A 25,453-nucleotide genomic window follows, 5' to 3' on the forward strand; every position below is an offset into this window, starting at 1 on the left:
GGCTCAGGCCGCTGCAGTTTCGGTTTTGGGTTGGCCCAATGAGCGCAACACATCCCGCACCATCTGCGCCCGCGCCTTGGGGTCGGGCAGTTCGCGTTCGATGCGGATTTTGTCGTTGCCTGCCAGCTTGATGTGTTTGTTCTTTTGGATCAGGCCGATGATGGCCATGGGGTCCACGGGTGGGTTGGGCTTGAAGGTGATCTGGATCACGCCCGGGGCGGCATCGACCTTGATGACACCATAGGGCTGGGTCAGCACGCGCAGCCGGTGCACGTCCACCAGGGTTTGCGCCTGCGGGGGCAGCTTGCCAAAGCGGTCCACCAGCTCCTCGAGCAGTGCGTCGATTTGGTCGCTGGTTTTGGCGGTGGCCAGTTTTTTGTAGAAGGACAAGCGCAGGTGCACGTCGCCGCAGTAATCGGCCGGCAGCAGGGCGGGGGCGTGCAGGTTGATGTCGGTGGTGACCGAGAGAGGGCTGAGCAAGTCAGGCTCCTTGCCGGCTTTCAAACTGCGCACCGCCTCGGACAGCATCTCGTTGTAGAGCTGAAAGCCTACTTCGAGCATGTTGCCGCTCTGGTTTTCGCCCAGCACTTCGCCTGCGCCGCGAATTTCCAGATCGTGCATGGCCAGGTAAAAACCGCTGCCCAACTCTTCCATTTGCTGGATCGCGTCGAGGCGTTGGGCGGCTTGCTTGGTCAGGCCTTCGATCTCGGGCACCATCAAATAGGCATAGGCTTGGTGGTGCGAGCGGCCCACGCGCCCGCGCAGCTGGTGCAGCTGGGCCAGGCCAAATTTGTCGGCGCGAGAGATCACGATGGTGTTGGCCGTGGGCACGTCGATGCCGGTCTCGATGATGGTCGAGCACAGCAAGATGTTGTAGCGCTGGGCCACAAAGTCGCGCATCACGCGCTCGAGCTCGCGCTCGGGCATCTGGCCGTGGGCCACGGCGATGCGGGCTTCGGGCAGGATTTCCTCGAGCTTTTGCTTGCGGTTCTCGATGGTCTCGACCTCGTTGTGCAAAAAGTAGCACTGGCCGCCGCGCTTGAGCTCGCGCAGCACCGCCTCGCGGATCACGCCCGTGCCCTCGTTGCGCACAAAGGTCTTGATCGCCAAGCGGCGCTGTGGCGCGGTGGCAATCACGCTCAAATCGCGCAGGCCCTCTAGGGCCATGCCCATGGTGCGGGGAATAGGGGTGGCCGTCAGCGTGAGCACATCGACCTCGGCCCGCAGGCCTTTCATGGCCTCTTTGTGGCGCACGCCAAAGCGGTGCTCCTCGTCGATGATGAGCAGGCCCAGGTCGTGGAATCGGGTGGATTCGCTCAGCAGCTTGTGCGTGCCCACCACGATGTCCACCGTGCCGTCGGCCAGGCCTTTGAGGGCGGCGGTGACTTCTTTGCCCGAGCGAAAGCGCGAGACTTCGGCCACCTTGACGGGCCATTTGGCAAAGCGGTCTTTGAGTGTTTGGTAGTGCTGCTCGGCCAGCAGCGTGGTGGGCGCCAGCAGCGCGACCTGTTTGCCACCCGTGACAGCCACAAAAGCGGCCCTCAGCGCGACCTCGGTTTTGCCAAAGCCCACATCGCCGCAGACCAGGCGGTCCATGGGGCGGGGGCTGATCATGTCTTGGATGACGCAGTGGATGGCCGCTTTTTGGTCAGCAGTTTCTTCAAAACCAAAATCGTTGGCAAAGGTTTCGTAGTCTTGCGGGCTGTAGCGGAAAGGGTGGCCTTCGCGTGCAGCGCGGCGGGCGTAGATGTTGAGCAATTCGGCGGCGGCGTCTCGCACCTGCTCGGCGGCGCGGCGTTTGGCCTTCTCCCATTGGCCAGAGCCCAATTTGTGCAGCGGCGCTTCGTCGGCGCTCACGCCGGTGTAGCGGCCAATCAGCTGCAATTGGCTCACGGGCACATAGAGCGTGGCATCGCCCGCGTATTCCAGGTGCAAAAATTCTTGCAGGGCGGGCGTGCCGTCTTCGTTTTTCTGGCCCATGTCCATGTTGACCAGACCCCGGTAACGGCCAATGCCGTGGGCACTGTGCACCACCGGGTCGCCCACATTGAGTTCGCTCAGGTCTTTGATCAGCGCTTCCACATCGCTGACCTGTTCCTGTTTTTTGCGGCGGCGTGTGGTGGCGCCTGCGGCAAACAGTTCGGTTTCGGTGACCAGATCAATGTTGTGCTCGAACCAGTGGAATCCGCTGACCAGTGCGGCAGTGGCCATGCCCACCTTTTCATCGCTGGTCAGAAACGCTTGCAGGCTGTCAAAGACCGGTGGCGTGAGGCCGCTGGAGCGCACGAAGTCGAGCAGGCTTTCGCGTCGGCCATCGCTCTCGGCCAAGATCAGCACCCGGCTGGCGCTGCTGCGGATGTGCGCTTGCAGACGCGACAGCGGGTCTTCGGCGCCGCGCACCACCGTCAGCTCGGGCAGGGGCTGGGCCAGGGTGTTGTCGGGCACGTCCTGCGTGCCTGCGCGCAGTGCCAGTTGGGCATGGCCGTTGGACAGGGTGTAGAACTGCTCCGCACTCAAAAACAAGGCATCGGGCGGCAGCACGGGCCGCTCGGGGTCGCCCTGCACCAGCCGAAAGCGGTCGCGGGTGTCTTGCCAAAAGCGCTGGAAAGCGGGCTCCAGGTCACCGTGCAGCACCACGGTGGCGGCATCGGCCTGGCCGGTGCCCAGGTAGTCGAACACCGTGGCGGTCTCTTCAAAAAACAGCGGCAGGTAGTACTCGATGCCCGCGGTGGCCACGCCGTTGCCCATGTCTTTGTAGATGCGGCTTTTGGTCGGGTCGCCTTCGAGCAGCTCGCGCCAGCGGCTTCTGAAACGCGCACGGGCGGCTTCGTCCATGGGGAACTCGCGCCCGGGCAGCAGGCGCACCTCGGGCACGGGGTACAGGCTGCGCTGGCTGTCGGGGTCGAAGGTGCGGATGCTGTCGATCTCGTCGTCGAACAAATCCACCCGGTAAGGCACCAGAGAGCCCATGGGGAAGAGGTCGATCAAGCCGCCGCGCACCGCGTATTCGCCGGGGCTGACCACCTGGCTCACATGTGAATAGCCCGCCAGCGTGAGTTGGGCCTTGAGCTGGGCTTCGTCGAGCTTTTGCTTGACCTTGAACTCGAAGGTGTAGCCCGCCAAAAAGGACGGCGGCGCCAGACGGTAGAGCGCGGTGGTGGCGGGCATCAGCACAACGTCGGCGCTCTCGGCGTGGTTGCGCTGCTTGATGCGCCAGAGTGTGGCCAAGCGCTCCGAAATCAGGTCTTGGTGCGGCGAGAAAGTGTCATACGGCAGCGTTTCCCAGTCGGGGAACATGACGCAGCGCAGATCGGGTGCAAAAAACACCAGCTCTTCCATCAGGCGCTGGGCGTCGGCTGCGTCACTGGTGACGATCGCGGTCAATTTGCCCGCTTTTTTCTCGCGCTCAGCCAACTGGGCCAGCAGCACGGCATCGGCCGAACCGGCGGGGCGGGGCAGGGTGAAACGTTTGCCGGAAATCAGGCTGGGCAGTTGCATGGTGTGTGCGCTGGGCGATGGCGATGAAAAAAGCAAAACACCCCCCGCCGACATGGAGGGGGGTGGAGAAATCTACAGACCCTGTCATTGTAGAAGCGAGACCAGAGAGCCCCCGACTTGGTCGTGGGCATGGGCATGGGCAAAGTTGTTGCTGTCTTGGTGGGAGCGAGCCCCCGCTCGCCATTGGTGCAGTCTTGGTGGGAGCGAGCCCCTGCTCGCGAAGGGTGTGCGCGGCACAGACGCTGTTGCCAAACCACCACCCGGCCGCACGGCCAGCCTCCCTCAAAAAAATCAACTTTGCCTTCTGGAGCGACCTCCTACAATCCAGAGCAATGTCCTCGACTTCAGAAAATCCCAGTTTTCACGCCCTGATCCCTTGCGCAGGCACAGGCAGCCGTGCGGGCACGCCCATGCCCAAGCAATACCAGACCGTAGCCGGTCAGCCGATGGTCATGCACACCCTGCAGGCCTTGGCGCAGGTGCAACAGATCTCGCAGGGTTGGCTGGTGTTGTCACCGGGCGATGACTTTGTCTGGCCGAGTGGCCCGCTTTGGCCTGAGCGCTTTGCCCGGCTGTACTGCGGCGGGGTCACCAGGGCAGAAAGCGTTTTCAACGGTCTCAGTGCCTTGCTGGCCGCTGGCGTGCCCGCCCATGACTGGGTGCTGGTGCACGACGCAGCCCGTTGTCTGGTCACGCCCGAAGCGGTGCGTTTGCTGATCGAGACCTGTCGGGATGACCCGGTCGGCGGCTTGCTGGCTTTGCCGCTGCCCGACACGCTCAAGACGCAAACACGGGGTGATGAGCCGCGTGTGCAGACCACCGTGCCGCGTGAAGGCAAATGGCTGGCGCAGACCCCGCAGATGTTTCGTGTGGGCCCACTGCACCATGCGCTGGCCCAGGTGGCCGCCGCTGGGTTTGTGGGCATCACGGACGAAGCCAGCGCGATGGAGCTGCAAGGTTTGTCGCCGCGTCTGGTGCCCGGCTCGGCTCTGAATTTGAAAGTCACTTATCCGGCAGACTTTGCGTTTGCCGAGGCTGTTTTGAAGGCAAAACCATGAATATCCGTGTCGGAGAAGGCTGGGATGTGCACGCGCTGGTGCCCGGACGCCCGCTGATGTTGGGTGGGGTCGAGATTGCCCACACCGCGGGTCTGTGGGGTCACTCTGACGCCGATGTCTTGTTGCACGCCATCACCGATGCGGTGTTGGGGGCGGCAGGTTTGGGCGACATTGGGCGGCATTTTCCTGACACGGATGCGCAGTTTAAGGGGGCTGACTCCTCCGTCTTGCTGGCTGAAGCCATGCGCCGCGTGCGCGCACAAGGCTGGGAGCTGGTGAATGTGGACAGCACCATCGTGGCCCAAGCGCCCAAATTGGCGCCTTACATGGCGGCCATCAATGCTGGCGTGGCCAAGGCCTTGGGTGTACAAGACGACCAGGTGAATGTGAAGGCCAAAACGGCTGAAAAGCTGGGCCCCGTGGGCATGGGCCAGAGCATGGAAGCGCGGGCAGTGGCTTTGCTGAAAAAGGCTTGATGCCCTGCAAGCGCTGACCAATTCACATTCGCGAGCAGGGGCTCGCTCCTACAAAACAGTTGCTGTTTTTTGTGGGAGGCTGCCCCTGCAGCCGAATCCCGGCGAGGCTCAGGCCTCGTGGATGGCTTGTCTGAACTTCATCAGCGCCATCAAGCCGCCAGCGCTGTTGTTGAACACCGAAAACGTGCCACCCATGCGCTGAACCGAGCGCTCCACAATGGCCAGGCCCAAGCCGGATCCGGTGGCCGCAGTTCTGGCCGTGTCGCCCCTGAAAAACGGTTGCGTGAGGTTTTTCAGCGCCTCTGGGGAGACGCCTGGGCCTTGGTCGCGCACACGGAGTAAGACCCATCCTTCGTGCAGCCTGGCCACGATTTCGACGCGTGCGATGCCATCGCTCGGACTTTGGCCGTAGCGGCGGGCGTTTTCCAACAGGTTGGACAACACCCTCGACAACTCCACGGGCTCGGCTTGCACTTGCAGGTCCTCTGCCACGTCGACGCTGATCTCCATGCGCTGGTGATGTCGCCATGGCGCGATGCTTCTGCTGATCACGCCAGACAGCAGAACGGGCCCCAGTTCGGTGGGCTCAGGCCTGGCGTAATCGAGGAATTTGTCGATGATGGCGTCAAGCTGCGCGATGTCGGCGGCCATCAGATCGCGGGTTTCAAGGTCTGCCACGCTCAATTCGGTTTCCAAGCGCAAGCGCGCTAGGGGTGTGCGCAGGTCATGCGAGATGCCCGCCAGCATCAAGGCCCGCTCTTGTTCGATCTTGGCCAAGCGCTCGGCCATCCGATTGAAGCCAATGTTGACCTCACGGATCTCAGAGGTGGCAGCTTCTTCGTCCAAGCTCGATGTGTTGAAGTGCCCCTCGCGCACTTGGCTGGCTGCAAACGACAAGCGTTTCAGGGGGCGGTTGATGAGGCCCGCCATCAATGCGGCGCCCCCCAAAGACAGCGCCAGCGTCAGGCCCAGCCAAGTCAGCCATGCCGAGCCGCCCAGAGGCCGCAGCCGAGCGGGGTCCATTTGCAACCAATAACTGTCGCGCTCAATGTTGAAACCGATCCAAAGACCGGCTTGCCCATTCACCTCCGAGGCAATCAGCGTATCGGGGCCCAATCGCTTGACCATTTCGTCCACCAATTGGCGCTCCAGGCCCGTCGCACCAAAGGGGACAAATTGGTCGTTCGGTTCACGCGTCTGGATGCCAACATCTTCTTCGTCCGCCAACATTTTCAAAAGTGACACACGGGCGATGGCGTCGGTGTGGATGAGGGCGGTGCGGGTCAAATTGACCACCGTGGCAATTTGGTGGGCATTGCGCAAGACGCGCGGTTCGTACTCTTGTGTGCGGAACATTTGCAGCCAAGCCAGGCTGCTGCACAAAATCAGCAAGGCCAGCAAAACGAACGTTCGCCAAAAAAGACTCAGCTTGACCCTGCGGAGCCCCCTGGCAACAGGGGCGCCGTCATAAGGCGGGGTTTGTAGGGGCGTCACGCTTGTCCATCGGGCACGAACACATAGCCCACACCCCAGACGGTTTGGATGATTTTGGGTGAAGCGGGATCGAGCTCAATCATCTTGCGCAGACGAGAAATCTGGACATCCAGGCTGCGGTCAAAAGGCTCAAACTCGCGTCCCCGAGCCAATTGCGCCAATTTGTCTCGGGTCAACGGTTGCTTGGGGTGGCGCGCCAGGGCTTTGAGCATGGCGAATTCGCCGCTGGTCAAAGGCATGTCCACACCGTTTTGGCTCAGTGAGCGAGTGCCCAAATCGAGTGAAAAAGCCCCAAAGACGATCACTTCGTGGTCAGCAGAGGACGGCGCACTGGGCGACTCGATGGGCGGTCTGCGGCGTAATACCGCATGGATTCGCGCCAACAATTCGCGGGGGTTGAAGGGCTTGCCCAGATAGTCATCGGCGCCGATTTCGAGCCCGTTGATGCGGTCCACATCTTCCACTTTGGCCGTCAGCATGATGACCGGGGTTTTGGCCCCTGCGGCGCGCAAACGGCGGCAAATGCTCAAACCGTCTTCGCCCGGCAGCATCCAATCGAGCACCACCAGATCGATGGTTTCCCGCTGCAAGATCCGGTCGAGGGCGCGACCATCTTCGGCCAGCAAGACGTCAAAACCCTCTTGCGACAGATAACGGCGCAACAAATCACGGATGCGGGCGTCGTCATCGACGATGACGATTTTGTCCAAGCGTGATGTAGTGCTCATGGCCAGACTTATTGGGCCGTCCAGCCGCCGTCCATGTTCCAGGCCACGCCGCGCACGTTGTTGCCTGCGGCCGAGCAGAAGAACACGGCCAGCTCGCCCAGTTCTTCAGGCGTGGTGAATTGCATGGAGGGCTCTTTTTCTTGCAGCAGTTGTTTTTTGGCTTCCTCGTTCGACAAGCCCATGGCCACCGCTTTGGCATCCACCTGTTTTTGCACCAAGGGTGTGAGCACCCAACCTGGGCAAATGGCGTTGCAGGTCACACCCGTTGTGGCGTTTTCGAGTGCCGTGACTTTGGTCAAGCCCACCACACCATGTTTGGCCGCGACATAGGCCGACTTTTCCGCCGAACCGACCAAGCCGTGGATGGAGGCGACGTTGATGATGCGGCCCCAGTTGGCGGCTTTCATGGCGGGCAGGGCCAGGCGGGTGGCGTGGAAGGCGCTGCTGAGGTTGATGGCGATGATGGCGTCCCAGCGCTCGACAGGGAAATCCTCGATCTTGGCCACATGCTGAATGCCCGCGTTGTTCACCAAAATGTCGACGCGCCCGAAGGTGTCGGCTGCGAATTGCATCATCGCTTCAATTTCAGAGGCTTTGCTCATGTCGGCGCCGTGGTAGGCGACTTTCACACCCAAGGCTGCGATTTCGGCTTGGGGGCCTTCGCTGTCGCCAAAACCGTTCAGCACAATGTTGGCGCCTTGCTTGGCCAAGGCCTTGGCAATGCCCAATCCGATGCCGCTGGTGGAACCGGTGACCAGCGCTGTTTTACCTTGCAACATGTAGATGACTCCAAAAGATGAATTAGGATGTTCAAAAGTCCATTATGGCGCTGTCATCGCCCTGTTTTTGACGCCCAGCTCCGAGATTGTTTCCGATTGTCATGACCCATTACCCGCCACTGCACAACGCCCAGCCTCAACTCGAGTGGGTTGATTGCCCCCATCCTGAAGGCCAGCACCGCATGGCTTATGTTCGATGGGGTCGGCCAGATGCCCAGCGTGTGGTGGTTTGTGCGCATGGGCTGACCCGGCAGGGCCGTGATTTCGATCTCTTGGCGCAAGCCCTGGTCGCGAAAAGTGCGGAACCTTTGCAGGTCATTTGCCCCGATGTGGCCGGTCGCGGCCGCAGTCAGTGGCTGGAGAATCCGGCGCTCTACCAAATTCCGCAATATGCAGCCGACATGTTGGCCATGCTGGGCCAAGTGCAAGCCCATCTGGGGGGTGCAAGCCTGCAAGGCCTCGACTGGGTGGGGACCAGCATGGGCGGGCTCATTGGAATGGTTTTGGCGGGACAAGCCGGTTTGCCATTGCCGGCCCGGATTCGCCGCTTGGTGCTGAACGACGTGGGGCCGGCCATCACGTGGTCATCGGTTGAGCGCATGAAGACCTATGTCGGTCAATACGGTCAATTCCGCGACCTGGAGGACGTGGCCCAAGCACTGCGGACCCTGTCCCCAGGTTTTGGCCCCGTCTTGCCCGAGGTGTGGCGCGAGATGTCGGCGCACATGACGCGTCCAGGGCCAGAAGGCAGCCTGACTTTGCACTACGACCCCGCCATTGCCGTGCCTCTGCGGGCCATGACGCCCGACATGGCCCAGGCCGGGGAGGCGGCTTTGTGGGCTTTGTACGACCACATTGAGGCCCAAACCTTGTTGATTCGGGGGCAAGACTCTGACCTGTTAACAGCCGAAACCGCATTGAACATGACCCAGCGCGGCCCGCGTGCCCGACTTGAAACGTGGCCCGGCTTTGGGCATGCCCCCACTTTGACCGGGGATGACCAAATTCAGGCCGTGGCCACTTTTCTGTTGCGTGATTGAGCCCATGGTCAGCCCCACCATCAGCCATGCCGCCAGCCCCATGACGCCGCCCGGCCGCTTGCATGGGCCCGCCTCGCTCAAACCCAGCGCCTCCGATGTGCCCCCACTCATGTTGGCCACGGCGGAAGTGGAGGAAGCCGGCATGCTGGCCAAGGCCCGTGCGTTTGCCGAGCCCCTGATTTCTGGTGAGTCCCTCGATACCGGCGAAAACATCCTGGCCCATGCCGATGCCGTCGCGCTCATCCTGGCCCACATGGGGGGCTCTGTGGCCATGCAGGCGGCCAGTTACTTGGTCTACACCTGCCCCCACCTGAACAAGCCAGAGGAAGTGATTGCCAAAGCATTCGGCCCTCAACTGGCTCAATTGGCCCTCCAAACCAACCACTTGGTGCATGTCCAGCGCTTGTCGCGGGCCGCCGAGTCGCACATTCAGGGGCCCGACAACACGCCCTTGAGCCCTCAAGTTCAAACTGAAAACGTGCGCAAGATGCTGCTCGCGTTCAGCCGCGATTTGCGGGTGGTCATGCTGCGATTGGCCTCACGCTTGCAAACTTTGCGGCATTACGCAGCCACCAAACTGTTGGTGCCACCCGCTTTGGCCAGTGAGTCGTTGCAGGTCTTTGCGCCTTTGGCGAACCGCTTGGGTATTTGGCAAATCAAATGGGAACTGGAAGACCTGTCCTTTCGCTTCCTGGAGCCCGGCACCTACAAAGAGATTGCCGGCCTGCTCGACGAGAAACGCACCGAGCGTGAGCGTTACATGGTGGCCCTGCGCGAGCGTTTGCAAGGCGCATTGGCGGCGCAAGGCATCCAGGCGCAGGTCGATGGCCGGCCCAAACACATCTACAGCATTGTTCGCAAAATGCGCGGAAAATCGCTCGCATTTGACCGGGTGTTTGACATCCGCGCCCTGCGGGTGGTGGTGCCCCAAGTGGCCGATTGTTACCAAGTGCTCAGCTGGGTGCATGAACACTTTGCCCCCCTTGCGGACGAGTTTGACGACTACATTGCCAAGCCCAAATCCAACGGATACCAATCCTTGCACACCGTGGTGCGTGACAGCGATGGCGGTCCCATTGAAGTGCAAATTCGCACCCAAGCCATGCACGAGCACGCCGAAAACGGGGTGGCGGCCCACTGGGCCTACAAAGAAGCGGGCGCCAAAGGCTATGCAGGTGTTTCGGCCAGCAGCGCCTACGACACCAAAATTGCCGTGCTCAGGCAGTTGCTGGCTTGGGAGCGCGATTTGTCGGGCGCTGCGCAAGAAAAAGCACCGGGCAATCCCGTCTTTGATGACCGCATTTATGTGCTGACCCCGGACGCCGCTGTGGTGGAGTTGCCCAAAGGCGCCACCGCGATCGACTTTGCTTACACCGTTCACACCAACTTGGGGCATCGCTGCCGCGGTGCCAAAGTCGATGGCGTCATGGTGCCCTTGAACACCCCACTGGGCAATGGCCAAACGGTGGAGATCACCGCCATCAAAGAGGGCGGGCCCTCGCGCGATTGGCTCAACCCAGAGCTGGGCTTTTTGGCCAGCCCACGGGCCAGGGCCAAAGTGCGTGCGTGGTTCAACGCCCAAGTCAGCGAAGAAACCATCGCCAAAGGTCGCGAAGCGGTCGAAAAATCCTTGCAGCGCTTGGGCCGTACCGCCATCCGCTTGGAAGATTTGGCCAGCCAGTTGGGCTTCAAATCTGCCGACAACCTGTTTGAAGTGGTGGGCAAGGACGAGTTTTCATTGCGCAACATCGAGGTGTTGCTCAACCCACCTGAACCCGCGCTGGAGCCGGACGAATACTTCCAAAAGAAGTTCAAAGGGGCCGTGGCCCGGAAATCCCCCTCTGGCGTGCTGGTGGTGGGGGTGGATTCTTTGCTCACCCAGCTGTCCAGATGCTGCAAACCAGCACCACCCGATGCGATTGGCGGTTTTGTAACGCGGGGCAAGGGCGTGAGCATCCACCGCCAAGACTGCAGCAATTTTCGCCAACTCGCTTCTCGCCATGGCGAAAGGGTCATCGATGTTCGCTGGGGCGAAGGCAAAGACGCGCAAGGATCGGTTTACCCCGTGGATGTTGCTGTGGAAGCCATGGACCGCCAGGGGCTGCTGCGCGACATTTCCGAAGTGTTTGCCAAAGAGAAGATGAACGTGATCGGCGTGCAAACCCAATCCGTCAAAGGCACGGCTTGGATGACTTTCACGGTGGAGATCGGCGATGCCGACCGCCTGAACAAAGTTCTGGGCACGGTGCGTGGCGTCAAAGGGGTGAGGGCCGCCAAAAGGCGTTGAGCCATGGATGGCCGGCATCCCCTTGGTTTTCGCCTGGGCCACATTGGACCTGTGGCAGCCAGATCGTCCTGTTTTTGCTGCTATAATTCAAGGCTTAGCAGGCGCGTAGCTCAGTTGGTTAGAGCACCACCTTGACATGGTGGGGGTCGCTAGTTCGAATCTAGTCGCGCCTACCAAATTCGGTAGAAAAAACAAGCACTTAGCGGTAACGCTAGGTGCTTTTTTTATGGCAATTTGCATGGCCGATGAACCCACTCAGCCTCTAGGCCTATGCATCCATTGGCCAAGGCGGCCTTTGAAACCCAGATTCCGCTCTCAGCGCTAAGCGAAAGATTTTTTGCTTAACCAAGCTCTATTGATCGCCTTGTACAAATTGACACCTATACTGCCAATACAATTATTTGGCTTGTATCGCTCTTGCTTGTGACTTATTCCGGCATTTGAATCTGACGCGGTTGTGGCCGTCGGTTGTGCCGTGTTTAGAATTTTTTCGACCTCATGGGTCGAAACCCCAACGAGGATCATAGATGGCTGCGTTACGCAAAATCAATCTGCAAGATGGGGTGGCTGTTGTCACCGGAGCAGCTGGAGGGATTGGCGCTGCTTTGGCTTTGCAGCTGGCTGAAAAAGGCTGCCACTTGGCATTGGCCGATGTGAATGGCGCTGGCTTGGCCGAAGTGGCTGCTAAGGCTCAAGCTTATGGCGTCAAAGTCAGTACGCTGGTGCTGGACATGGGCCAAGCTGAATCGGCCCAAGGGTTGCTGGATCATGTCCTAGCACACCATGGGCGGGCCACTGTGCTGATCAACAATGCTGGCGTCGCTTTGGGTGGTCAATTCGAGCAAGTATCTGAAGAAGACTTTGACTGGTTGATGAGCATCAACTTCGGTGCGGTTGTGCGACTCACCCGTGTCTTTATGCCCTTGCTGCAGCAGTCGCAAGCTGCCCAAATTGTGAACATGTCCAGTATTTTTGGCATCATTGCCCCGCCGGGTCAGACGGCTTACAGCGCCGCGAAATTCGCGGTGCGGGGTTTTTCAGAGGCTTTATGCCACGAGTTAGAGGTCGGGAATTCGTCTGTTCGAATGACTTTGTTGCATCCAGGTGGGGTGCGCACGGGTATTGCCACCAGTGCCCGTTTACCGGCGAGCGTCACAGCGCAAGAAATCAAGTTGCATCAAAAAAACTGGCAAAAAGCCTTGCGCTTGTCGCCCGAAGTTGCGGCTCGGCGCATCTTGCGTGGCATTGAGCGGCGCGAGCCACGCGTCTTGGTTGGCGATGACGCGGTGGCGGCGTCCTGGATCCAACGTTTGTTACCAGTGACGTATTGGCGGTGGGTGGCGCGGGGCATGTCGCGTTCTTTCCGCGATGCTGTTTGAGTACATGCACAAGGATTTTTTATGAATAAAGCAAGTTGGCAAGCCAAATTGGCCGCCCATGTGGTGCGCCGCCGGGTCAAACCCCGTCTGGCCAATATGCGCGACATCGCTTCTGTGCGAGCAGCTTTTGGTACGCCATTGCCCGCACCGAAAGGGGCGGTTTACACATCGGCCGAGGTTGCTGGTGTGTCTGGGGAGTGGGTCCAAGCCCGCACCGGTGTATCAGACAACGAGACAATTTTGCTGTACCTGCACGGGGGAGGTTTTGTGGGCTGCTCAGCCCGCACTCACAGGCCCATCACGGCCGCTTTTGCCTTGCAAGGCTTGAGTGTATTTGTGCCCAATTACCGTTTGGCACCTGAACACGCCTTTCCCGCTGCACCACAAGATGTGTTGGCGGTTTACCGCGCCTTGCGTGCCCAAGCGCCCCATGCGCGTATCACGGTGGCGGGTGACAGTGCGGGCGGCAACTTGGCTTTGGGGTTGCTGTTGACTTTGCGTGATGCGGGCGAGCCTCTTCCGCAAGCGGCGGCATTGTTTTCTGCCGCCTTGGACATGACTGGAGCCAGCCCCTCCTTCACACTCAATGCCAAGCATGACGCGATGTTTGACCCCGAGCAGTTACCTCATTTGACTGAAGCATATTTGGCCGGTGCAGACCCGGTTCAGCCATTGGCCTCGCCCTTGATGGGTGATATGAACGGTTTGCCGCCAATGCTGCTGCATGTAGGCGAGTCTGAGCTGCTGCGGGACGACTCGATCCGACTCGCTCAAAAGGCACGAGAAGCGGGTGTGGCGGTGACATTGCAGGTGTTTGATGCAGTGGCCCATGTGTGGCAGTTGGTGCATCAGTTGCCAGAATCGCGCCGTTCAGTGCGTGATGCGGCGCAGTTTTTGTTGACTGCCGAACCCCACGATCAGCCAGAGGCTGTGGATGTGCTGATCATTGGAGCGGGCTTGTCGGGCGTTGGCGCCGCCGTTCACCTACAGCGCGATGCCCCCAACAAGTCGTTTGCTTTGCTCGAAGCGCGCGAGGCCATCGGGGGCACCTGGGATCTTTTCCGTTACCCGGGCATCCGCTCCGACTCGGACATGTACACCTTGGGATACGAGTTCAAACCCTGGCGTGCTGCCAAGGCCATAGCAGATGGCGCTTCAATTCGCGAGTACATCCGTGATACGGCGCTGGAGCACGGTATCGGTGCACACATTCGCATGCAGCACAGAATGGTCAGTGCCGATTGGTCAGAAGCCGAGGGTCGATGGACGGTTGACATCGAAAGAGGTCCACAGCGCCAGCGATTTCAGATGAAGCCCCGGTTTTTGATGTTTTGCACCGGCTATTACAACTACGAACAAGGACATCGGCCGCACTTCTCGGGCGAGGAGGACTTCCATGGGCGGTTGGTCCACCCTCAGTTTTGGCCCAAAGATCTGGATTACACAGGCAAGCGTGTGGTGGTGATCGGCAGTGGTGCCACAGCGGTCACTTTGGTGCCGGAAATGGCCCACAAGGCCGCCCATGTGACCATGTTGCAGCGCTCACCTTCTTATGTGGTCGCGCGACCGGCGGTGGATGCGGTCGCCGAAAGTCTCAAGCGGTGGCTGCCTGAGGGCCTAGCGTACCGATTGATTCGTGGCAAGAATGTATTGGTGGGCATTTACCTCTTCCACTTGCTTCGGAAATATCCACACCAAGCCAAATCGAGGTTGGTGAAAATGGTCAAGGAAGAATTAGGGTCCGACTTTGATGTGGCCAAGCATTTCACGCCCAGTTACAAGCCCTGGGATCAACGCCTGTGCTTGGTGCCCGACGGAGATTTGTTCAAAACTTTGCGCGAAGGTCGGGCTTCGGTGGTCACCGACCACATTGATCGATTCACGCCTGAAGGTATTTCGTTGCGCTCAGGCGAGGTTTTACCTGCCGATGTCATCGTTACCGCCACTGGCTTGCAGTTGAACCTGCTGGGTGATGTGAGGTTGAGCCTTGGTGGTGTGCCTGTGGACACATCCGACATGCTGGTCTACAAAGGCATGATGTTCAGTGGTTTACCCAATGTGGTCAACACCTTTGGTTACACCAACGCCAGTTGGACTTTGAAAGCAGATTTAACGGCGAGTTATTTCTGCCGATTGCTGCGCCACATGGATCGGCATGAGAAAACGGTGTTCACGCCCACGCGCGACAACAAAACTCAGCCGGAACCGTTTTTGGATTTCACTTCGGGTTATGTGCAAAGGGCCGCAGCTTGGTTGCCCAAACAAGGTGACCGCAAACCTTGGCGGCTCTACCAAAACTACGTGCTTGACCTTTTGACATTGCGCTTTGGTCAAGTGGACGATGGGGTGATGGCCTTCAATAAAGCGCCCAAAGGCTGACCCCATGGCGTTGTCTTTAGAGGTTAATCAAGTCGCTCAACGGCGGGCATGCGCCACGTCGCTTCAACAGCAGATGACTTAGGCCAGTAAAGACGGGCATTGAGTGAAAAAGTTTGGTCAGGTTTGACGGGGAGCCAATTGCTCAAAGGCTGTCCAGTGGGTTCGCTCGACTGTATCCACAAATCCAATGAGCCGTCGGGGTTGTAGACCAAAGGGTCTCGGTCACCAAGAGCAAAACGCTGGAGGGGGTTATCAATCAGGTAATCGTCATCTCCGTAAGCTGTCAAGGACCAAAAGGCGTTGACCGGTGGCAAGCTGCCGGGCTTGAAATGCAGTTTGTAGCGGTGCTTGCCGTTCAGACTTTGGCCGTTGGCATCACCCCGGGTGATGGGGTAGGTGGCATCTGCCGGCAAGTTGGCGCCCAAACCAATGATCGCCACACCAGCGCGGATGTTGTAGTGGGTGCCATATTGACCCAAGATGGAAGGCGGTGTTGACCAGCCGCGCTTGGCGTCGCTGAGTTTGTTCAGCTCTTGGGAAAGTTTGAAGTCGGCGATCCAGCGCCCCACACCTACCCCCATGCGATCGAGCCAACCCCATTGAGGTGTCTGGCCGGGCACCAGGCCGATGCGCGCGAGCTTCATGACCATCGGACCATCTGCAGCAGCGGGGGGATTGTCCACCATGAGCGCACTCAGCCGATCAAAGAAGGCCTGTGTGCCCATGGCTTTCATGGAGGCTAAAGGTGCTAGATCGTTGGCAGAGTGATTGCGTACCGGTTTAGTTGGCTCGGCCAATGGCGTTGGGGCGGAATCGAGTCGGCTCAGCTTTAAACCATCTTGCAAGCGATGCACGACGGGAAAGTCCGAAGCGCCATTGGTTTGCGTGCGGCCAATCAACCAGACCATGCGTGTGGGTGACCGCAGCAGTTGCATGCCTGCTGGAATGGCTCCATTCCAGCCGGGGCCTGCTAGTAAAAAGGTACCGCCAGCAGTACCGCTGGTGCGCGTTCCGGGTGAGGCGAATACGTTGGTCCAGGCGTCCATGAAGGGCATCAGTTCATAGCGTGCGCTGTTGGGTGCCATATCAAACACCCAAGGGCCTTGCGCCATGTCGATGAAGGCCGTTGTGTAAAGCGTGTCCACATTGGGGCGGACCACGTTCTTGAATCGGGAATCTGGAAATTGACGAACCCGGTGGAGTTCATTTTCTGGACCCAAGTTCTGATTGGAACGCTCCCTCGTCACATCCATGATGACCAAGGGATAGCCGTAGACGTAGGCTTCTGCACCCAAGACAATGTGCTCGGATTTGGCATACAAAAAGCCCCCGAAAGCGGCCAGGATGGCCAACAGGCTCAATAGCCCTCGCACCAAATTTCGGCGTAAAGCGGAAGGCGCTGAGGCAGCGGAGCGTTGCATTAACGTTCTCCCTTCAAAATCGTACGAAATCCCAAATGGCTGGTGGCCAAGTCCGTGTCTTGCGGTTGGCGTGCGCCGGGTCGGTAACGCACACAATAATTGGGCGCACATAAAAAAGAGCCGCCCTTGATGACATGTTGTGCCGCAGGCGTTATGCGTTTGTCTTTGGGCGGTCTATCTGGCCGATCGCTGGAGCTTGCTGCATGGAGGTGCGGCGTCCAGGCATCAGCTGTCAATTCCCAAACATTCCCAATCATGTCGAACAGCCCTAGCGCATTGGCCGGGTAGCAGCCTACTGGCGCGAGGCCCACAAACCCATCTTCGGCCAAGTTGATCACAGGGAACAGGCCTTGCCACGTGTTGGCTTTGGGAGGCTGCTCGTGTGTCGAGGTGGTTTCGGTGCGGGCCGCACGCGCTGCCCATTCCCATTGGGCTTCACTGGGCAAGTCTCGACCTTTCCAGTTGGCATAAGCGCGGGCGTCTGCAATCGTCACGGCTACCACAGGAAATGAGCCTTTGCCCTTGATGTCGCTGGCAGGCCCAGCTGGGTGACGCCACTGGGCACCTGGTGTGTAACGCCACCATTGAGTGACGTCTCCATGGCCACGTACATCGTTGGGCATCACGAACACCACCGCCCCAGGTTGCAGCATGGGGGCGTTCAGTCCTGGGCTTTGAGAAGGGTTGATGGGCCGCTCGGCCTCGGTGATGTAGCCTGTGGCTTTAACAAAAGCGGCGAATTCGTCGTTGGTGACCTCGGTGCGATCCATCCAGAAGCCAGGCACCTGTACTCGTTGTGTTGGGCCCTCTTCGGGATAAAGGGTACTGCCCATGTCGAACGTCCCCTCTGGCACCCAGACCATGCCCGGATGTGGTGAGTTGGACAAGGGAGAGGGCAGGGAGCAAACCAAAGACTCTCGGCTGGCATTCTGTGCTTGGCTACCTCCCCAAGACCACACTCCCAACAAACCCAGCAGACCTATGGCTAATACCCAGATCGTGACACGTCGGGTCAGCGATTTTCCCCGTGGGTCGGGCATTTTTTGCTGTGAATTTGTTGGGTTCGACATGCCATGACGGTCATTAAAGCGGTTGCTGAGAGCTTACTCGTAGTTACAAAGCAGGTGATTTACGATGATTACAAATCCTTTAGCAGAGAACATTACAATGTATTTGCATTGACAGTGTCATATTTTTATTGGTCATGCAAGAGGACTTGTGCCGATTGCTCTGATTAGCGAGTTGTTTGAAAATTGAGCCGCCTCTACTTTTTACCAAAGGCCATGCGATGAAGCGTTCTGTGAAATTGTGGGGGAGTCTTAGCCTTTTCCTGGCGGCGCTCGCCGCTTTGGCTTGGTGGCAACGGGGGCCGATCACAGTGGCTCTGATGCAGCGCCAAGTCAGTGCTTTGACGGCGATAGTTGACCCGCTGGCGGCATTAGCCGACGGCTTGCATGTCGGTTTGTGCGGGGCCGGCTCGCCTTTTCCCGATGCCAAACGAAGTGGTCCGTGCACCGTGGTGGTGGCTGGCCAACGCATGTTTGTGTTTGATGCGGGTTCGGGTGCCAGTCGCAACATTGCCTTGATGAGATTGAACGCCGGTCAAATCGAAGCCTTGTTCCTCACCCACTTCCATTCGGATCACATCGATGGCTTGGGCGAATTGCTGATGCAGCGCTGGATTCAGCGCACCGCCCAGCAAGCTTTGCCGGTGCATGGCCCTGAAGGCCTTGAAAAAGTCTTGCAGGGCTTCAACGACGCCTACACCTTAGACAAGGGCTATCGCATAGGTCACCATGGTGAGGCTGTGGCGCCAAAGGCTGGGTTTGGTGGTTTGGCGCAGCCGTTCACATTGCCAGCTGACACGGGACGCAAAGTGCTGTTGTCCGAGCCTGATTTGGAGATCGTTGCGTTCCGTGTATCCCATGGCCCAGTCCATCCAGCCGTGGGTTACCGGATCCGCTACAAAGACCGAACGATGGTGATCAGCGGCGACACATCCAAAAGCGCGGCTGTGCAACGCGAGTCTATGGGGGTCGATCTGTTGTTGCATGAGGCCCTTTCCCCGCCTTTGCTGGGTGTCGTTGAAACAGGATTTGCCGATGCTGGGCGCGCGCACTTGGCCAAAATCATGCACGACGTGCTCAATTACCACACCACACCCGAAGAAGCGGCAGAGATTGCGCTGGCGGCCAACGTCAAGGCTTTGGTGTTCAACCACATCGTGCCGCCATTGCCTTTGTCGGGTTTAGAACAAAGCTTTGCGAAAGGGGCACAACAGATCTACAAAGGCCCACTGCGCATCGGCACCGATGGCGACTGGTTTACCCTAGCGACCGGCAGCACAGCGATTGAAATGGGCAAAAGGCCTTGACGTGGCAGTCTCCACACTTTTGAACATCGAGGAGTTTTTTTCATGTTGAAACGCATCGCCTGGGCCTTGTTGGCTTTTTTGTTGGTGGCCACCTTGGCTTTTTACGCGGTGGGCGGTCGACCGGGTGTTTTGCTGCTTTTCGTGAAATACGTCATGCACCAACAATATGCCCCCACACAAGAAGTGCGATGGCAAGCTGGGCCGGATCAGCCAGTTGCGACGCGCCGCCCGCCCAATGTGGTGCTGATCGTCGCAGATGACCTGGGCATCAACGACATCACGCATTACGGCGGAGGCATCGCAGGTGGCAAAGTGCCCACCCCGCACATCGACAGCATTGCCCAGCAGGGTGTTGACTTTCGCAATGGCTACTCGGGTAACGCCACCTGCGCACCGTCCAGGGCAGCCATGATGACTGGGCGTTACGCCACGCGTTTTGGTTTCGAATTTACGCCCACGCCCAAGCAATTCATGAAGGCGGTCACAGGCATGTCTGCGGCCGATCAACTGCACAAACCTCTTTACCACCCTGAGCGTGAGTCGGAATTGATCCCTTACGAAGACATGGGCTTACCCACCAGCGAAATCACCTTGGCCAAACTGCTGCAAGGGGCCAATTACCACACGGTGCATTTGGGTAAATGGCATTTGGGGGACAACCCACAGTTTCGCTCTTACAACCACGGCTTCACCGAATCCTTGTCCCATCTGCATGGTGCGTCGATGTTCTTGCCCACCAAGGACCCGAATGTGGTCAATGCGATGCAAGACTTCGATCCGATTGACAAATTCCTGTGGGCCGCAGAGCCTTGGGCTGTGCGTTTCAAAGACGGTGCACCTTTTCAGCCGCCCAAGTACATGACCGATTACCTCACCGACGAAGCGGTCAAGGTGGTCGAAGCCAACAAGAATCGGCCTTTCTTTTTGTATTTGGCCTACAACGCGCCCCACACTCCTTTGCAGGCCACTCGTGAAGACTACGACGCACTGAGTTTCATTCCAGACCACACCATGCGGGTCTATGCCGCAATGATTCGATCGCTGGACCGCAACATTGGCCGCGTTTTGCGGTCGCTCAAAGATCAGGGAGTGGACGACAACACCTTGGTCATTTTCACCAGCGACAATGGCGGCGCTCACTATATCGGCCTCGAAGGTTTGAATTCGCCTTACCGTGGCTGGAAAGCCACTTTCTTTGAAGGCGGCATCCATGTGCCTTTCTTCATGCGCTGGCCTGGCCAAATTCCGAAAGACACACAAGTCACCGCCCCCGTCAGCCACTTTGATATTTTTGCTACGGCAGCCGCTGCGGCTGGGCAAAAGCCGCCTACCGACCGGTCCATTGACGGCGTGAATTTGCTGCCCTTTATCAAGGGGGAGGCGCCAGGGCGGCCACACGATGTTTTGTTTTGGCGCACCGATCAATACGTCACGGTGCGTGCTGGCGACTGGAAGTTGCAAGTCTCGCAAATGCCCAAAAAGAATTGGTTGTTCAACCTGGCCAATGACCCCACGGAAAAAATCAACCTTGCAGACAAAGAACCTGAGCGTTTGGCTGCATTGCAAGCGCAGTTGGCAGAATGGTCAAAAAGTCAGCGCAAACCCTTGTGGCCTTCATTAGGTGCAGCGGCGATCGCGATCGACCATTCGCTCAAGCAACCCAGCAAAGCCACCGACGAGTACATTTATTACTCAAACTGAGGCGACCTCATGACCGACTGCAGCTCCTTCGGCTGGATGGGGTTGCCGGCCTGGCCAACTTCTGAGTTGCACATGGGTATTCGGGGCTTGACTCGTATTCATTTTCCCCAAACCGCAGGAGAAGGCTGATGCCGCGTCCATATATCCTTTACGGCTGGCATTTGTCTTATTTCACCGGCAAAGCCATGTGCTATTTGCGCTACAAGCAAACCCCGTTTGTGCAAAAGCCGGTCAACATGCTCACCTTGTTGTGGCGCATCAAAAATAAAACCGGTGCAGCCGTGATGCCGGTCTTGGTCACCCCACAAGGCGAATGGATCAACGACACCAGTCGGATCATTGACCACATCGAAGCACAAACGCCAAACCCGTCGGTGCATCCAGCCACCCCGGTACAGCGCTTTGCCTCCTACCTGATGGAAGCTTGGGGCGATGAATGGTGGGTGCCGATGGCCATGCACACGCGCTGGACCTACCCCGAAAATTTCGCCTTGTTTGAGCGCGAAGCTGGAGACGCGTTGCTGCCATGCTGGCCTGGTTTTGCCAAAAAACGTGCCGTTAAAGTGGTGGCCAAAACATTGCGTAGCATGCTGCCTGCCGTGGGCGTTCGGCCTTCTCAGTTGGGCGTGATGGATGCGTGGATGGCGCACATGCTCGATGTGTTGGACCGGCATTTCGCCGAGCACCAGTTTTTGTTCGGGGATCGGCCCATGTTGGGTGATTTTGGCTTAGTGGGCGCCATGTACGGCCATTTGGGGCGTGACCCCTGGCCCGCGCGTGAGTTGGTGGGACCACGCCCGCATTTGCGCGCCTGGATCCAGCGCATGAGTGCCCCTGAGCATGCGCAGCTGCCAGCCGGTTCGCAGGGCTTGTTACCGAACGACCAGATCGCCCCCACTTTGTTGCCTGTCTTTCAGGCCATATCCCGTGAATTCCTGCCTTTGCTCGAGGGCATCCTGACTCAGGTCCACGCTGAGTGCCCCCATTGGCCTGTGGGAAAGCCATTGCCAAGACGCCTTGACGATGTGACGGTACCGATGGGCCAAGGGGAGTTCAGTCGCGCGGCATTACCCTACAGTTTGTGGATGGCGCAACGCACACTGGATGTCTATCACGGGATGAATGCGTCAGATCAGGCGAAAGTCAGGCATTGGTTGACCGAGCTTGGAGCGGAACGCCTCCTGGCCTTGAACCTGCCACGATTGAGAATGCATGGCGTACGTGTGGCCATCGATAGCCCGGCTGTCTGCGTTACCGCGTCTTGACGCGCTCGTTGATTTCAAACCCGAGCGTCATAATGGAAGCCATGCGAGAAAACGAAACAAAGGGTACAACACAGATCAAGGCCGGTGAGCCTTGCAGTCAGGCACAGGAACAGGCCACTGAGTCCCCGAAACTCGATGGCCGACTGAACCGCAGTGTGGTGACACGAAACAAGATTGTCGAGACTTTGACCAAGCTCATTTTGGAGGGTCAAATCTCACCGACTGCAGAGCAAGTGGCCTTGCGTGCCAACGTAGGTTTGCGCACGGTTTTTCGCCATTTCGACAACATGGATGCCCTTTACCGGGAAATCAGCATCGATGTCGACGCGCAAATTAAGCCCTTGTTACAAGCCCGTCTGGATGCGCAGACTTGGCAGGAGCGTGTCGTGCAAAGCATTGCAGTACGCAGCGAAATCTATGACAGAACCGCCGCGATGCATGTGGCCGCTCAGGTTCACCGACATGAGTCCGTTTACCTCACGAAAAACCTGATGGAATCAGCGAGGTTGCAACGCGACCTTTTGCAACGTTTATTACCTCCTGATTTGGCCCAGAACGCGCCTTTTCTGGATGCGCTGGACTTGGTGCTCAGTTTTGAATCTTGGATTAGATTGCGCCGAGAACAAGCTTTGTCCGCCACAGAGGCCACCGCCGTGATGCAGTTGACTGTCAAGGCCTTGTTGGCCACCGTCAAGTCGCTTTAGGCAGTGGTGTGCTTCGGATGAAGTTGACCATCATCTGCGCCACCTCAGCCCCTTTGTCTTCTTGCAGAAAATGGCCAGCACCCCGTGTGATGCTGTGGGGCTGGTCCTTGGCGCCCGGAACCAAGTCATGCCAGATGCGATAACCACCGCGTGTGACGGGGTCGCGATTGCTGAACAAAGTGAGGAAAGGTTTTTCCCAACGCTTGAAGACTTCCCAAGCGGCTTCGTTGTCGGCGCGTTCGGGGTCTGTGGGGGTAATGGGCACCAAACTCGGAAAAATCCTTGCGCCTACCCGGTGTCGGCGACTTGAAAAGGGCGCGTCATAGGCGGCGACTTCCGCTGGGGTCAGCCCGCTGGTGCAACCAGCTTTGACGATGCGACCAATTGGGAACCATGGGCTGTATTGGGCAAATGCACGCCAAATTTTGAAGGCCTTCGGCACGGGCGTAGTGCCTGTGGGCAGCCCGCCATTGGCCAGCACAATACGGTCAAAGCGCTGAGGCGAGGCCGCGGCCATGCGCAATCCGATCAAAGAGCCCCAGTCTTGGCAAAACAAGGTGATGCTTGTCAGGTCATTGGCTTGAAGCCACGCATTCATCCACTGGACATGGTGCCGGTACGAATAATCGTCCTTGCGAGTGGGTTTGTCAGAGCGACCAAAGCCCACCAGATCAGGGGCGACCACGCGAAAGCCTGCTTCGAGCAGCACCGGAATCATCTTGCGGTAAAGGAACGACCAAGTGGGTTCGCCATGCATCAACAAAACCACGGGTGCTTCGCGTGGGCCTTCGTCGATGAAGGCAATGCGCAGCCCTGCCACCTCGGTGTAGTGGGGTAAATACGGGAAATCAGGAATATTGGCAAAGGCTGAATCGTCGGTGCGCACGAAATCAGTCACCCAGGGCAAAGTGGACATGCAGGTCAAACTCCAAAAATACGGGCCAGCCGAACACCGAATCCCTGGATCCAAGGCGCCACGTACCGCAGCTTGGGCTTCTTCGCCTCGGCGGCTTTCACGATTTGCGAGACGATGGACTCGGTGGTTTTGGCTTCTAAGAATTGAAATGTGCGCTTTTCTTCTGCCTTCAAACGCGCAACATGTGCTGCGAAATACGACTGCTTGCCCATCCAAGCGTATTTGCTCTCAGTCATCGCTTGGTTGAACCCGGTGTGGATCGCACCCGGTTCGATCAGCGCCACATGCACGCCACACCGCAATTGTTGGAGTTCTGCCCGCAAACCCGCACCCGCCGCAGACAAGGCAAACTTGCTCATCGAGTACGGCATCAAAAAAGGCATGGGAATGCGGCCCGCAATCGAACTGACCAACAGCACCGTGCCACGTTGGCGCTGGATCATGCCCCGCAGGGCCAACTGCGTCAACGCCAAAGTGCCAAACAGGTTGACCTCGAAAACATGTCGTATGCGATCGATATCCACCTCGGCCAGTGAGCCCGATTCGCCCACACCGGCGTTGTTGATCAACACGTCCAATTCCAGCGAGAGGATTTTCTCGCGGTCTTGCGCCGAGGTGATATCAAGCTTGAAAACCTCCAAGGACAGCCCTTTCGTCAAGGCCATGGCCTTGAGTGTTAGCGACTGGGCCTCGTCGATGGTGGTGGCGATGACGCGGTGCTGGCGTGCAGCCAACGCGAAGGCTGTGTCGAGCCCAATGCCGCTGCCAGCGCCGGTGATAAGAATGGTTTTTTTCATGCGATAAAGACCCTGGCCAACTGGCCCATTGATGACCAATAAAAATCTCGCCCCCAACCAGGGCTAGGAAACACCACGCCTTGCATCAGACCGCCCAAGCGGACACGGCCTTTTTCAAAACCGGTGGCGATGTCCAGAACCACCACCTCCTCACCGTGTCTGCGGTAATCGTTGACGACCAACTCGCCCGTATCAGGGTACATCACCATGTGGCTGGCAGCGCCAAAGGGGGCTTTGCGCCACAGGGGCGTCAAGCGGCGCAATGCTTCGTCAAAACGCCAGGCTTGCAGCACTGAATTGGCCGAGTCATAACCGACCACCGTGTGACTTTTCAAGTCGACCAATGGCGGGTTGGTGATGCTGCCGCTGAGCAGACCCGAAACTTCCAACATTTGATGGTCTTGTGCATCAGACAGAGAAACTCGGATAAGCCTGTTGGCCGTACGGCTGACGCCTGCACCAACCATACGGTAGCGATAGCGGTGTTGCCCGTTGTCCATGAACCAAGCCTGCTTCCCGTCGAGCACCACGTCCCAGCCATAAGTTTGGCGGCTTTGCCCAATGTAGTCAAAGTGCCAGTCGGGATCACGCCGCAGTGTCTGCTGCGCTGTGTCCCAGTGGTAACGAAAAATGCTGCGAACACCCACCACATAGACCGTGTTGCCAATGGCACTCAAACGCGCGATGGACGGTTCGGGGCACAAAAGATCGGCGCACACGGGTTGAAGTGTTTCAGGGTCCAGCACCGTCAAGCTGGCAGGTGTGCTGGCTGACAAGTTTTTGGTGACGATCAAGCCGTTGTCCAGAATGACGAAGGCGTTGTAGGGTTCCTTCACAGGCAGAGCATGGCTGGCCATCACCTTGCACTGGCGATTCAAGCGGTGGGCATGGTTGCCATACACAACATACAGATCGCCATTGCGGTGAATGGCCATGCCGCCTGGCCACATAGGACCACCTTTGAGCGGGGGAGAGCGATAGATCGGCTTGAGGCTTTGTGGGTCGATCTTCTCCACACGCGATGTGGTGGACAAGCCCAATTGGGCGCGCAAAGCGGTGTGTGTGAGCAAATAGACTTCGCCTGGAGCACCCAGCACAGTCATCGTGGACATCAAGGTGCGCCGCTTTGTGGCTTGTAATACTTCGCCAACCCGAAC

General features: G+C 58.5%; 19 protein-coding genes and 1 tRNA gene. 11 read left to right on the forward strand and 9 right to left on the reverse strand.

Features of this window, described 5'->3' with window-relative positions:
* Positions 1 to 3: 3 nt before the first annotated feature.
* Positions 4 to 3,498, reverse strand: a complete 3,495-nt coding sequence (mfd, locus tag B9Z31_RS08265; protein WP_100119141.1) for a transcription-repair coupling factor — start codon at positions 3,496 to 3,498, stop codon at positions 4 to 6.
* Between the two features lie 332 nt (positions 3,499 to 3,830).
* Here mfd and ispD point away from each other — a divergent pair, with 332 nt between their 5' ends.
* Both ispD and ispF read left to right on the forward strand, forming a co-directional pair.
* Positions 3,831 to 4,556, forward strand: a complete 726-nt coding sequence (gene ispD, locus B9Z31_RS08270; RefSeq protein WP_100119072.1) for a 2-C-methyl-D-erythritol 4-phosphate cytidylyltransferase — start codon at positions 3,831 to 3,833, stop codon at positions 4,554 to 4,556.
* The gene (gene ispF, locus B9Z31_RS08275; RefSeq protein WP_100119073.1) at positions 4,553 to 5,032 is read left to right on the forward strand and encodes a 2-C-methyl-D-erythritol 2,4-cyclodiphosphate synthase; all 480 of its coding nucleotides are present in this window, start codon (positions 4,553 to 4,555) and stop codon (positions 5,030 to 5,032) included. Before ispD ends, ispF begins: the two co-directional genes overlap by 4 nt.
* Before the next feature lie 108 nt (positions 5,033 to 5,140).
* Here the strand turns inward: ispF and B9Z31_RS08280 are convergent, their stop codons facing one another.
* From B9Z31_RS08280 to B9Z31_RS08290, 3 genes are all read right to left on the reverse strand, one after another.
* Entirely contained in the window at positions 5,141 to 6,388 is a 1,248-nt protein-coding gene (locus B9Z31_RS08280) for an ATP-binding protein (RefSeq protein ID WP_369804674.1), read from the reverse strand.
* 134 nt (positions 6,389 to 6,522) lie between these two features.
* Entirely contained in the window at positions 6,523 to 7,254 is a 732-nt protein-coding gene (gene ompR / locus B9Z31_RS08285; protein WP_100119075.1) for a two-component system response regulator OmpR, read from the reverse strand.
* A gap of 8 nt (positions 7,255 to 7,262) precedes the next feature.
* Positions 7,263 to 8,033, reverse strand: a complete 771-nt coding sequence (locus tag B9Z31_RS08290; protein ID WP_100119076.1) for a 3-hydroxybutyrate dehydrogenase — start codon at positions 8,031 to 8,033, stop codon at positions 7,263 to 7,265.
* 101 nt (positions 8,034 to 8,134) lie between these two features.
* Here B9Z31_RS08290 and B9Z31_RS08295 point away from each other — a divergent pair, with 101 nt between their 5' ends.
* The 5 genes from B9Z31_RS08295 to B9Z31_RS15685 all read left to right on the forward strand — a co-directional run bounded on the left by B9Z31_RS08295 (position 8,135) and on the right by B9Z31_RS15685 (position 15,118).
* Entirely contained in the window at positions 8,135 to 9,073 is a 939-nt protein-coding gene (locus tag B9Z31_RS08295; protein ID WP_100119077.1) for an alpha/beta fold hydrolase, read from the forward strand.
* A gap of 40 nt (positions 9,074 to 9,113) precedes the next feature.
* Positions 9,114 to 11,360: a bifunctional (p)ppGpp synthetase/guanosine-3',5'-bis(diphosphate) 3'-pyrophosphohydrolase gene (locus B9Z31_RS08300; RefSeq protein WP_100119142.1), complete on the forward strand. Its 2,247-nt coding sequence runs from the start codon at positions 9,114 to 9,116 to the stop codon at positions 11,358 to 11,360.
* 99 nt (positions 11,361 to 11,459) lie between these two features.
* Positions 11,460 to 11,536: transfer RNA gene (locus B9Z31_RS08305), tRNA-Val, on the forward strand.
* A 351-nt stretch (positions 11,537 to 11,887) separates the two neighbouring features.
* Positions 11,888 to 12,739, forward strand: coding sequence for an SDR family oxidoreductase (locus B9Z31_RS08310; RefSeq protein ID WP_100119078.1), 852 nt, complete (start codon positions 11,888 to 11,890; stop codon positions 12,737 to 12,739).
* 21 nt (positions 12,740 to 12,760) lie between these two features.
* A complete protein-coding gene (locus tag B9Z31_RS15685) occupies positions 12,761 to 15,118 on the forward strand; it encodes an alpha/beta hydrolase fold domain-containing protein (protein WP_100119079.1) in 2,358 nt (785 codons plus the stop codon).
* Between the two features lie 23 nt (positions 15,119 to 15,141).
* On the opposite strand, the gene B9Z31_RS08320 is transcribed toward B9Z31_RS15685, so the two are convergent.
* Positions 15,142 to 16,539, reverse strand: coding sequence for a DUF1254 domain-containing protein (locus B9Z31_RS08320; protein ID WP_158235667.1), 1,398 nt, complete (start codon positions 16,537 to 16,539; stop codon positions 15,142 to 15,144).
* Positions 16,539 to 17,609, reverse strand: coding sequence for a formylglycine-generating enzyme family protein (locus B9Z31_RS08325; protein ID WP_369804677.1), 1,071 nt, complete (start codon positions 17,607 to 17,609; stop codon positions 16,539 to 16,541). The genes B9Z31_RS08320 and B9Z31_RS08325 overlap by 1 nt, the downstream gene beginning before the upstream one ends.
* A gap of 317 nt (positions 17,610 to 17,926) precedes the next feature.
* Between B9Z31_RS08325 and B9Z31_RS08330 the strand changes: the two genes are divergently transcribed.
* The 4 genes from B9Z31_RS08330 (at position 17,927) to B9Z31_RS08345 (ending at position 22,583) form a co-directional block, all read left to right on the forward strand.
* A complete protein-coding gene (locus tag B9Z31_RS08330; RefSeq protein ID WP_158235668.1) occupies positions 17,927 to 18,913 on the forward strand; it encodes an MBL fold metallo-hydrolase in 987 nt (328 codons plus the stop codon).
* Between the two features lie 42 nt (positions 18,914 to 18,955).
* Positions 18,956 to 20,614 (forward strand): sulfatase-like hydrolase/transferase, encoded by a 1,659-nt coding sequence (locus tag B9Z31_RS08335; protein WP_100119083.1) that lies wholly within the window; start codon positions 18,956 to 18,958, stop codon positions 20,612 to 20,614.
* Between the two features lie 128 nt (positions 20,615 to 20,742).
* Positions 20,743 to 21,879, forward strand: coding sequence for a glutathione S-transferase family protein (locus B9Z31_RS08340; protein WP_100119084.1), 1,137 nt, complete (start codon positions 20,743 to 20,745; stop codon positions 21,877 to 21,879).
* Positions 21,876 to 22,583, forward strand: coding sequence for a TetR/AcrR family transcriptional regulator (locus B9Z31_RS08345; RefSeq protein WP_143473826.1), 708 nt, complete (start codon positions 21,876 to 21,878; stop codon positions 22,581 to 22,583). Before B9Z31_RS08340 ends, B9Z31_RS08345 begins: the two co-directional genes overlap by 4 nt.
* On the opposite strand, the gene B9Z31_RS08350 is transcribed toward B9Z31_RS08345, so the two are convergent.
* The 3 genes from B9Z31_RS08350 to B9Z31_RS08360 are packed head-to-tail and all read right to left on the reverse strand — an operon-like array spanning position 22,570 to position 25,408.
* Positions 22,570 to 23,499 (reverse strand): haloalkane dehalogenase, encoded by a 930-nt coding sequence (locus B9Z31_RS08350; protein ID WP_100119086.1) that lies wholly within the window; start codon positions 23,497 to 23,499, stop codon positions 22,570 to 22,572. The two genes, B9Z31_RS08345 and B9Z31_RS08350, sit on opposite strands and share 14 nt — an antisense overlap.
* A 5-nt stretch (positions 23,500 to 23,504) precedes the next feature.
* On the reverse strand, positions 23,505 to 24,296 hold the full coding sequence (locus B9Z31_RS08355) for an SDR family NAD(P)-dependent oxidoreductase (protein ID WP_100119087.1): 792 nt from the start codon (positions 24,294 to 24,296) through the stop codon (positions 23,505 to 23,507).
* Positions 24,293 to 25,408 carry a hypothetical protein gene (locus tag B9Z31_RS08360; RefSeq protein ID WP_143473827.1) on the reverse strand — a complete coding sequence of 372 codons (1,116 nt, stop codon included), beginning with the start codon at positions 25,406 to 25,408 and terminating at the stop codon, positions 24,293 to 24,295. The genes B9Z31_RS08355 and B9Z31_RS08360 overlap by 4 nt, the downstream gene beginning before the upstream one ends.
* Positions 25,409 to 25,453: the final 45 nt, after the last annotated feature.

The sequence above is a fragment of the Limnohabitans sp. G3-2 genome, assembly GCF_002778275.1.
Lineage (GTDB): Bacteria > Pseudomonadota > Gammaproteobacteria > Burkholderiales > Burkholderiaceae_C > Limnohabitans_A.

What these genes read in the sequence shown, in the direction of transcription:
- mfd (WP_100119141.1), bottom strand. Translation starts at nt 3,498, where the DNA reads ATGCAACTGCCCAGCCTGATTTCCGGCAAACGTTTCACCCTGCCCCGC.
- ispD (WP_100119072.1), top strand. Translation starts at nt 3,831, where the DNA reads ATGTCCTCGACTTCAGAAAATCCCAGTTTTCACGCCCTGATCCCTTGC.
- ispF (WP_100119073.1), top strand. Translation starts at nt 4,553, where the DNA reads ATGAATATCCGTGTCGGAGAAGGCTGGGATGTGCACGCGCTGGTGCCC.
- B9Z31_RS08280 (WP_369804674.1), bottom strand. Translation starts at nt 6,388, where the DNA reads ATGTTCCGCACACAAGAGTACGAACCGCGCGTCTTGCGCAATGCCCAC.
- ompR (WP_100119075.1), bottom strand. Translation starts at nt 7,254, where the DNA reads ATGAGCACTACATCACGCTTGGACAAAATCGTCATCGTCGATGACGAC.
- B9Z31_RS08290 (WP_100119076.1), bottom strand. Translation starts at nt 8,033, where the DNA reads ATGTTGCAAGGTAAAACAGCGCTGGTCACCGGTTCCACCAGCGGCATC.
- B9Z31_RS08295 (WP_100119077.1), top strand. Translation starts at nt 8,135, where the DNA reads ATGACCCATTACCCGCCACTGCACAACGCCCAGCCTCAACTCGAGTGG.
- B9Z31_RS08300 (WP_100119142.1), top strand. Translation starts at nt 9,114, where the DNA reads ATGACGCCGCCCGGCCGCTTGCATGGGCCCGCCTCGCTCAAACCCAGC.
- B9Z31_RS08310 (WP_100119078.1), top strand. Translation starts at nt 11,888, where the DNA reads ATGGCTGCGTTACGCAAAATCAATCTGCAAGATGGGGTGGCTGTTGTC.
- B9Z31_RS15685 (WP_100119079.1), top strand. Translation starts at nt 12,761, where the DNA reads ATGAATAAAGCAAGTTGGCAAGCCAAATTGGCCGCCCATGTGGTGCGC.
- B9Z31_RS08320 (WP_158235667.1), bottom strand. Translation starts at nt 16,539, where the DNA reads ATGCAACGCTCCGCTGCCTCAGCGCCTTCCGCTTTACGCCGAAATTTG.
- B9Z31_RS08325 (WP_369804677.1), bottom strand. Translation starts at nt 17,609, where the DNA reads ATGTCGAACCCAACAAATTCACAGCAAAAAATGCCCGACCCACGGGGA.
- B9Z31_RS08330 (WP_158235668.1), top strand. Translation starts at nt 17,927, where the DNA reads ATGCAGCGCCAAGTCAGTGCTTTGACGGCGATAGTTGACCCGCTGGCG.
- B9Z31_RS08335 (WP_100119083.1), top strand. Translation starts at nt 18,956, where the DNA reads ATGTTGAAACGCATCGCCTGGGCCTTGTTGGCTTTTTTGTTGGTGGCC.
- B9Z31_RS08340 (WP_100119084.1), top strand. Translation starts at nt 20,743, where the DNA reads ATGCCGCGTCCATATATCCTTTACGGCTGGCATTTGTCTTATTTCACC.
- B9Z31_RS08350 (WP_100119086.1), bottom strand. Translation starts at nt 23,499, where the DNA reads ATGTCCACTTTGCCCTGGGTGACTGATTTCGTGCGCACCGACGATTCA.
- B9Z31_RS08355 (WP_100119087.1), bottom strand. Translation starts at nt 24,296, where the DNA reads ATGAAAAAAACCATTCTTATCACCGGCGCTGGCAGCGGCATTGGGCTC.
- B9Z31_RS08360 (WP_143473827.1), bottom strand. Translation starts at nt 25,408, where the DNA reads ATGTCCACGATGACTGTGCTGGGTGCTCCAGGCGAAGTCTATTTGCTC.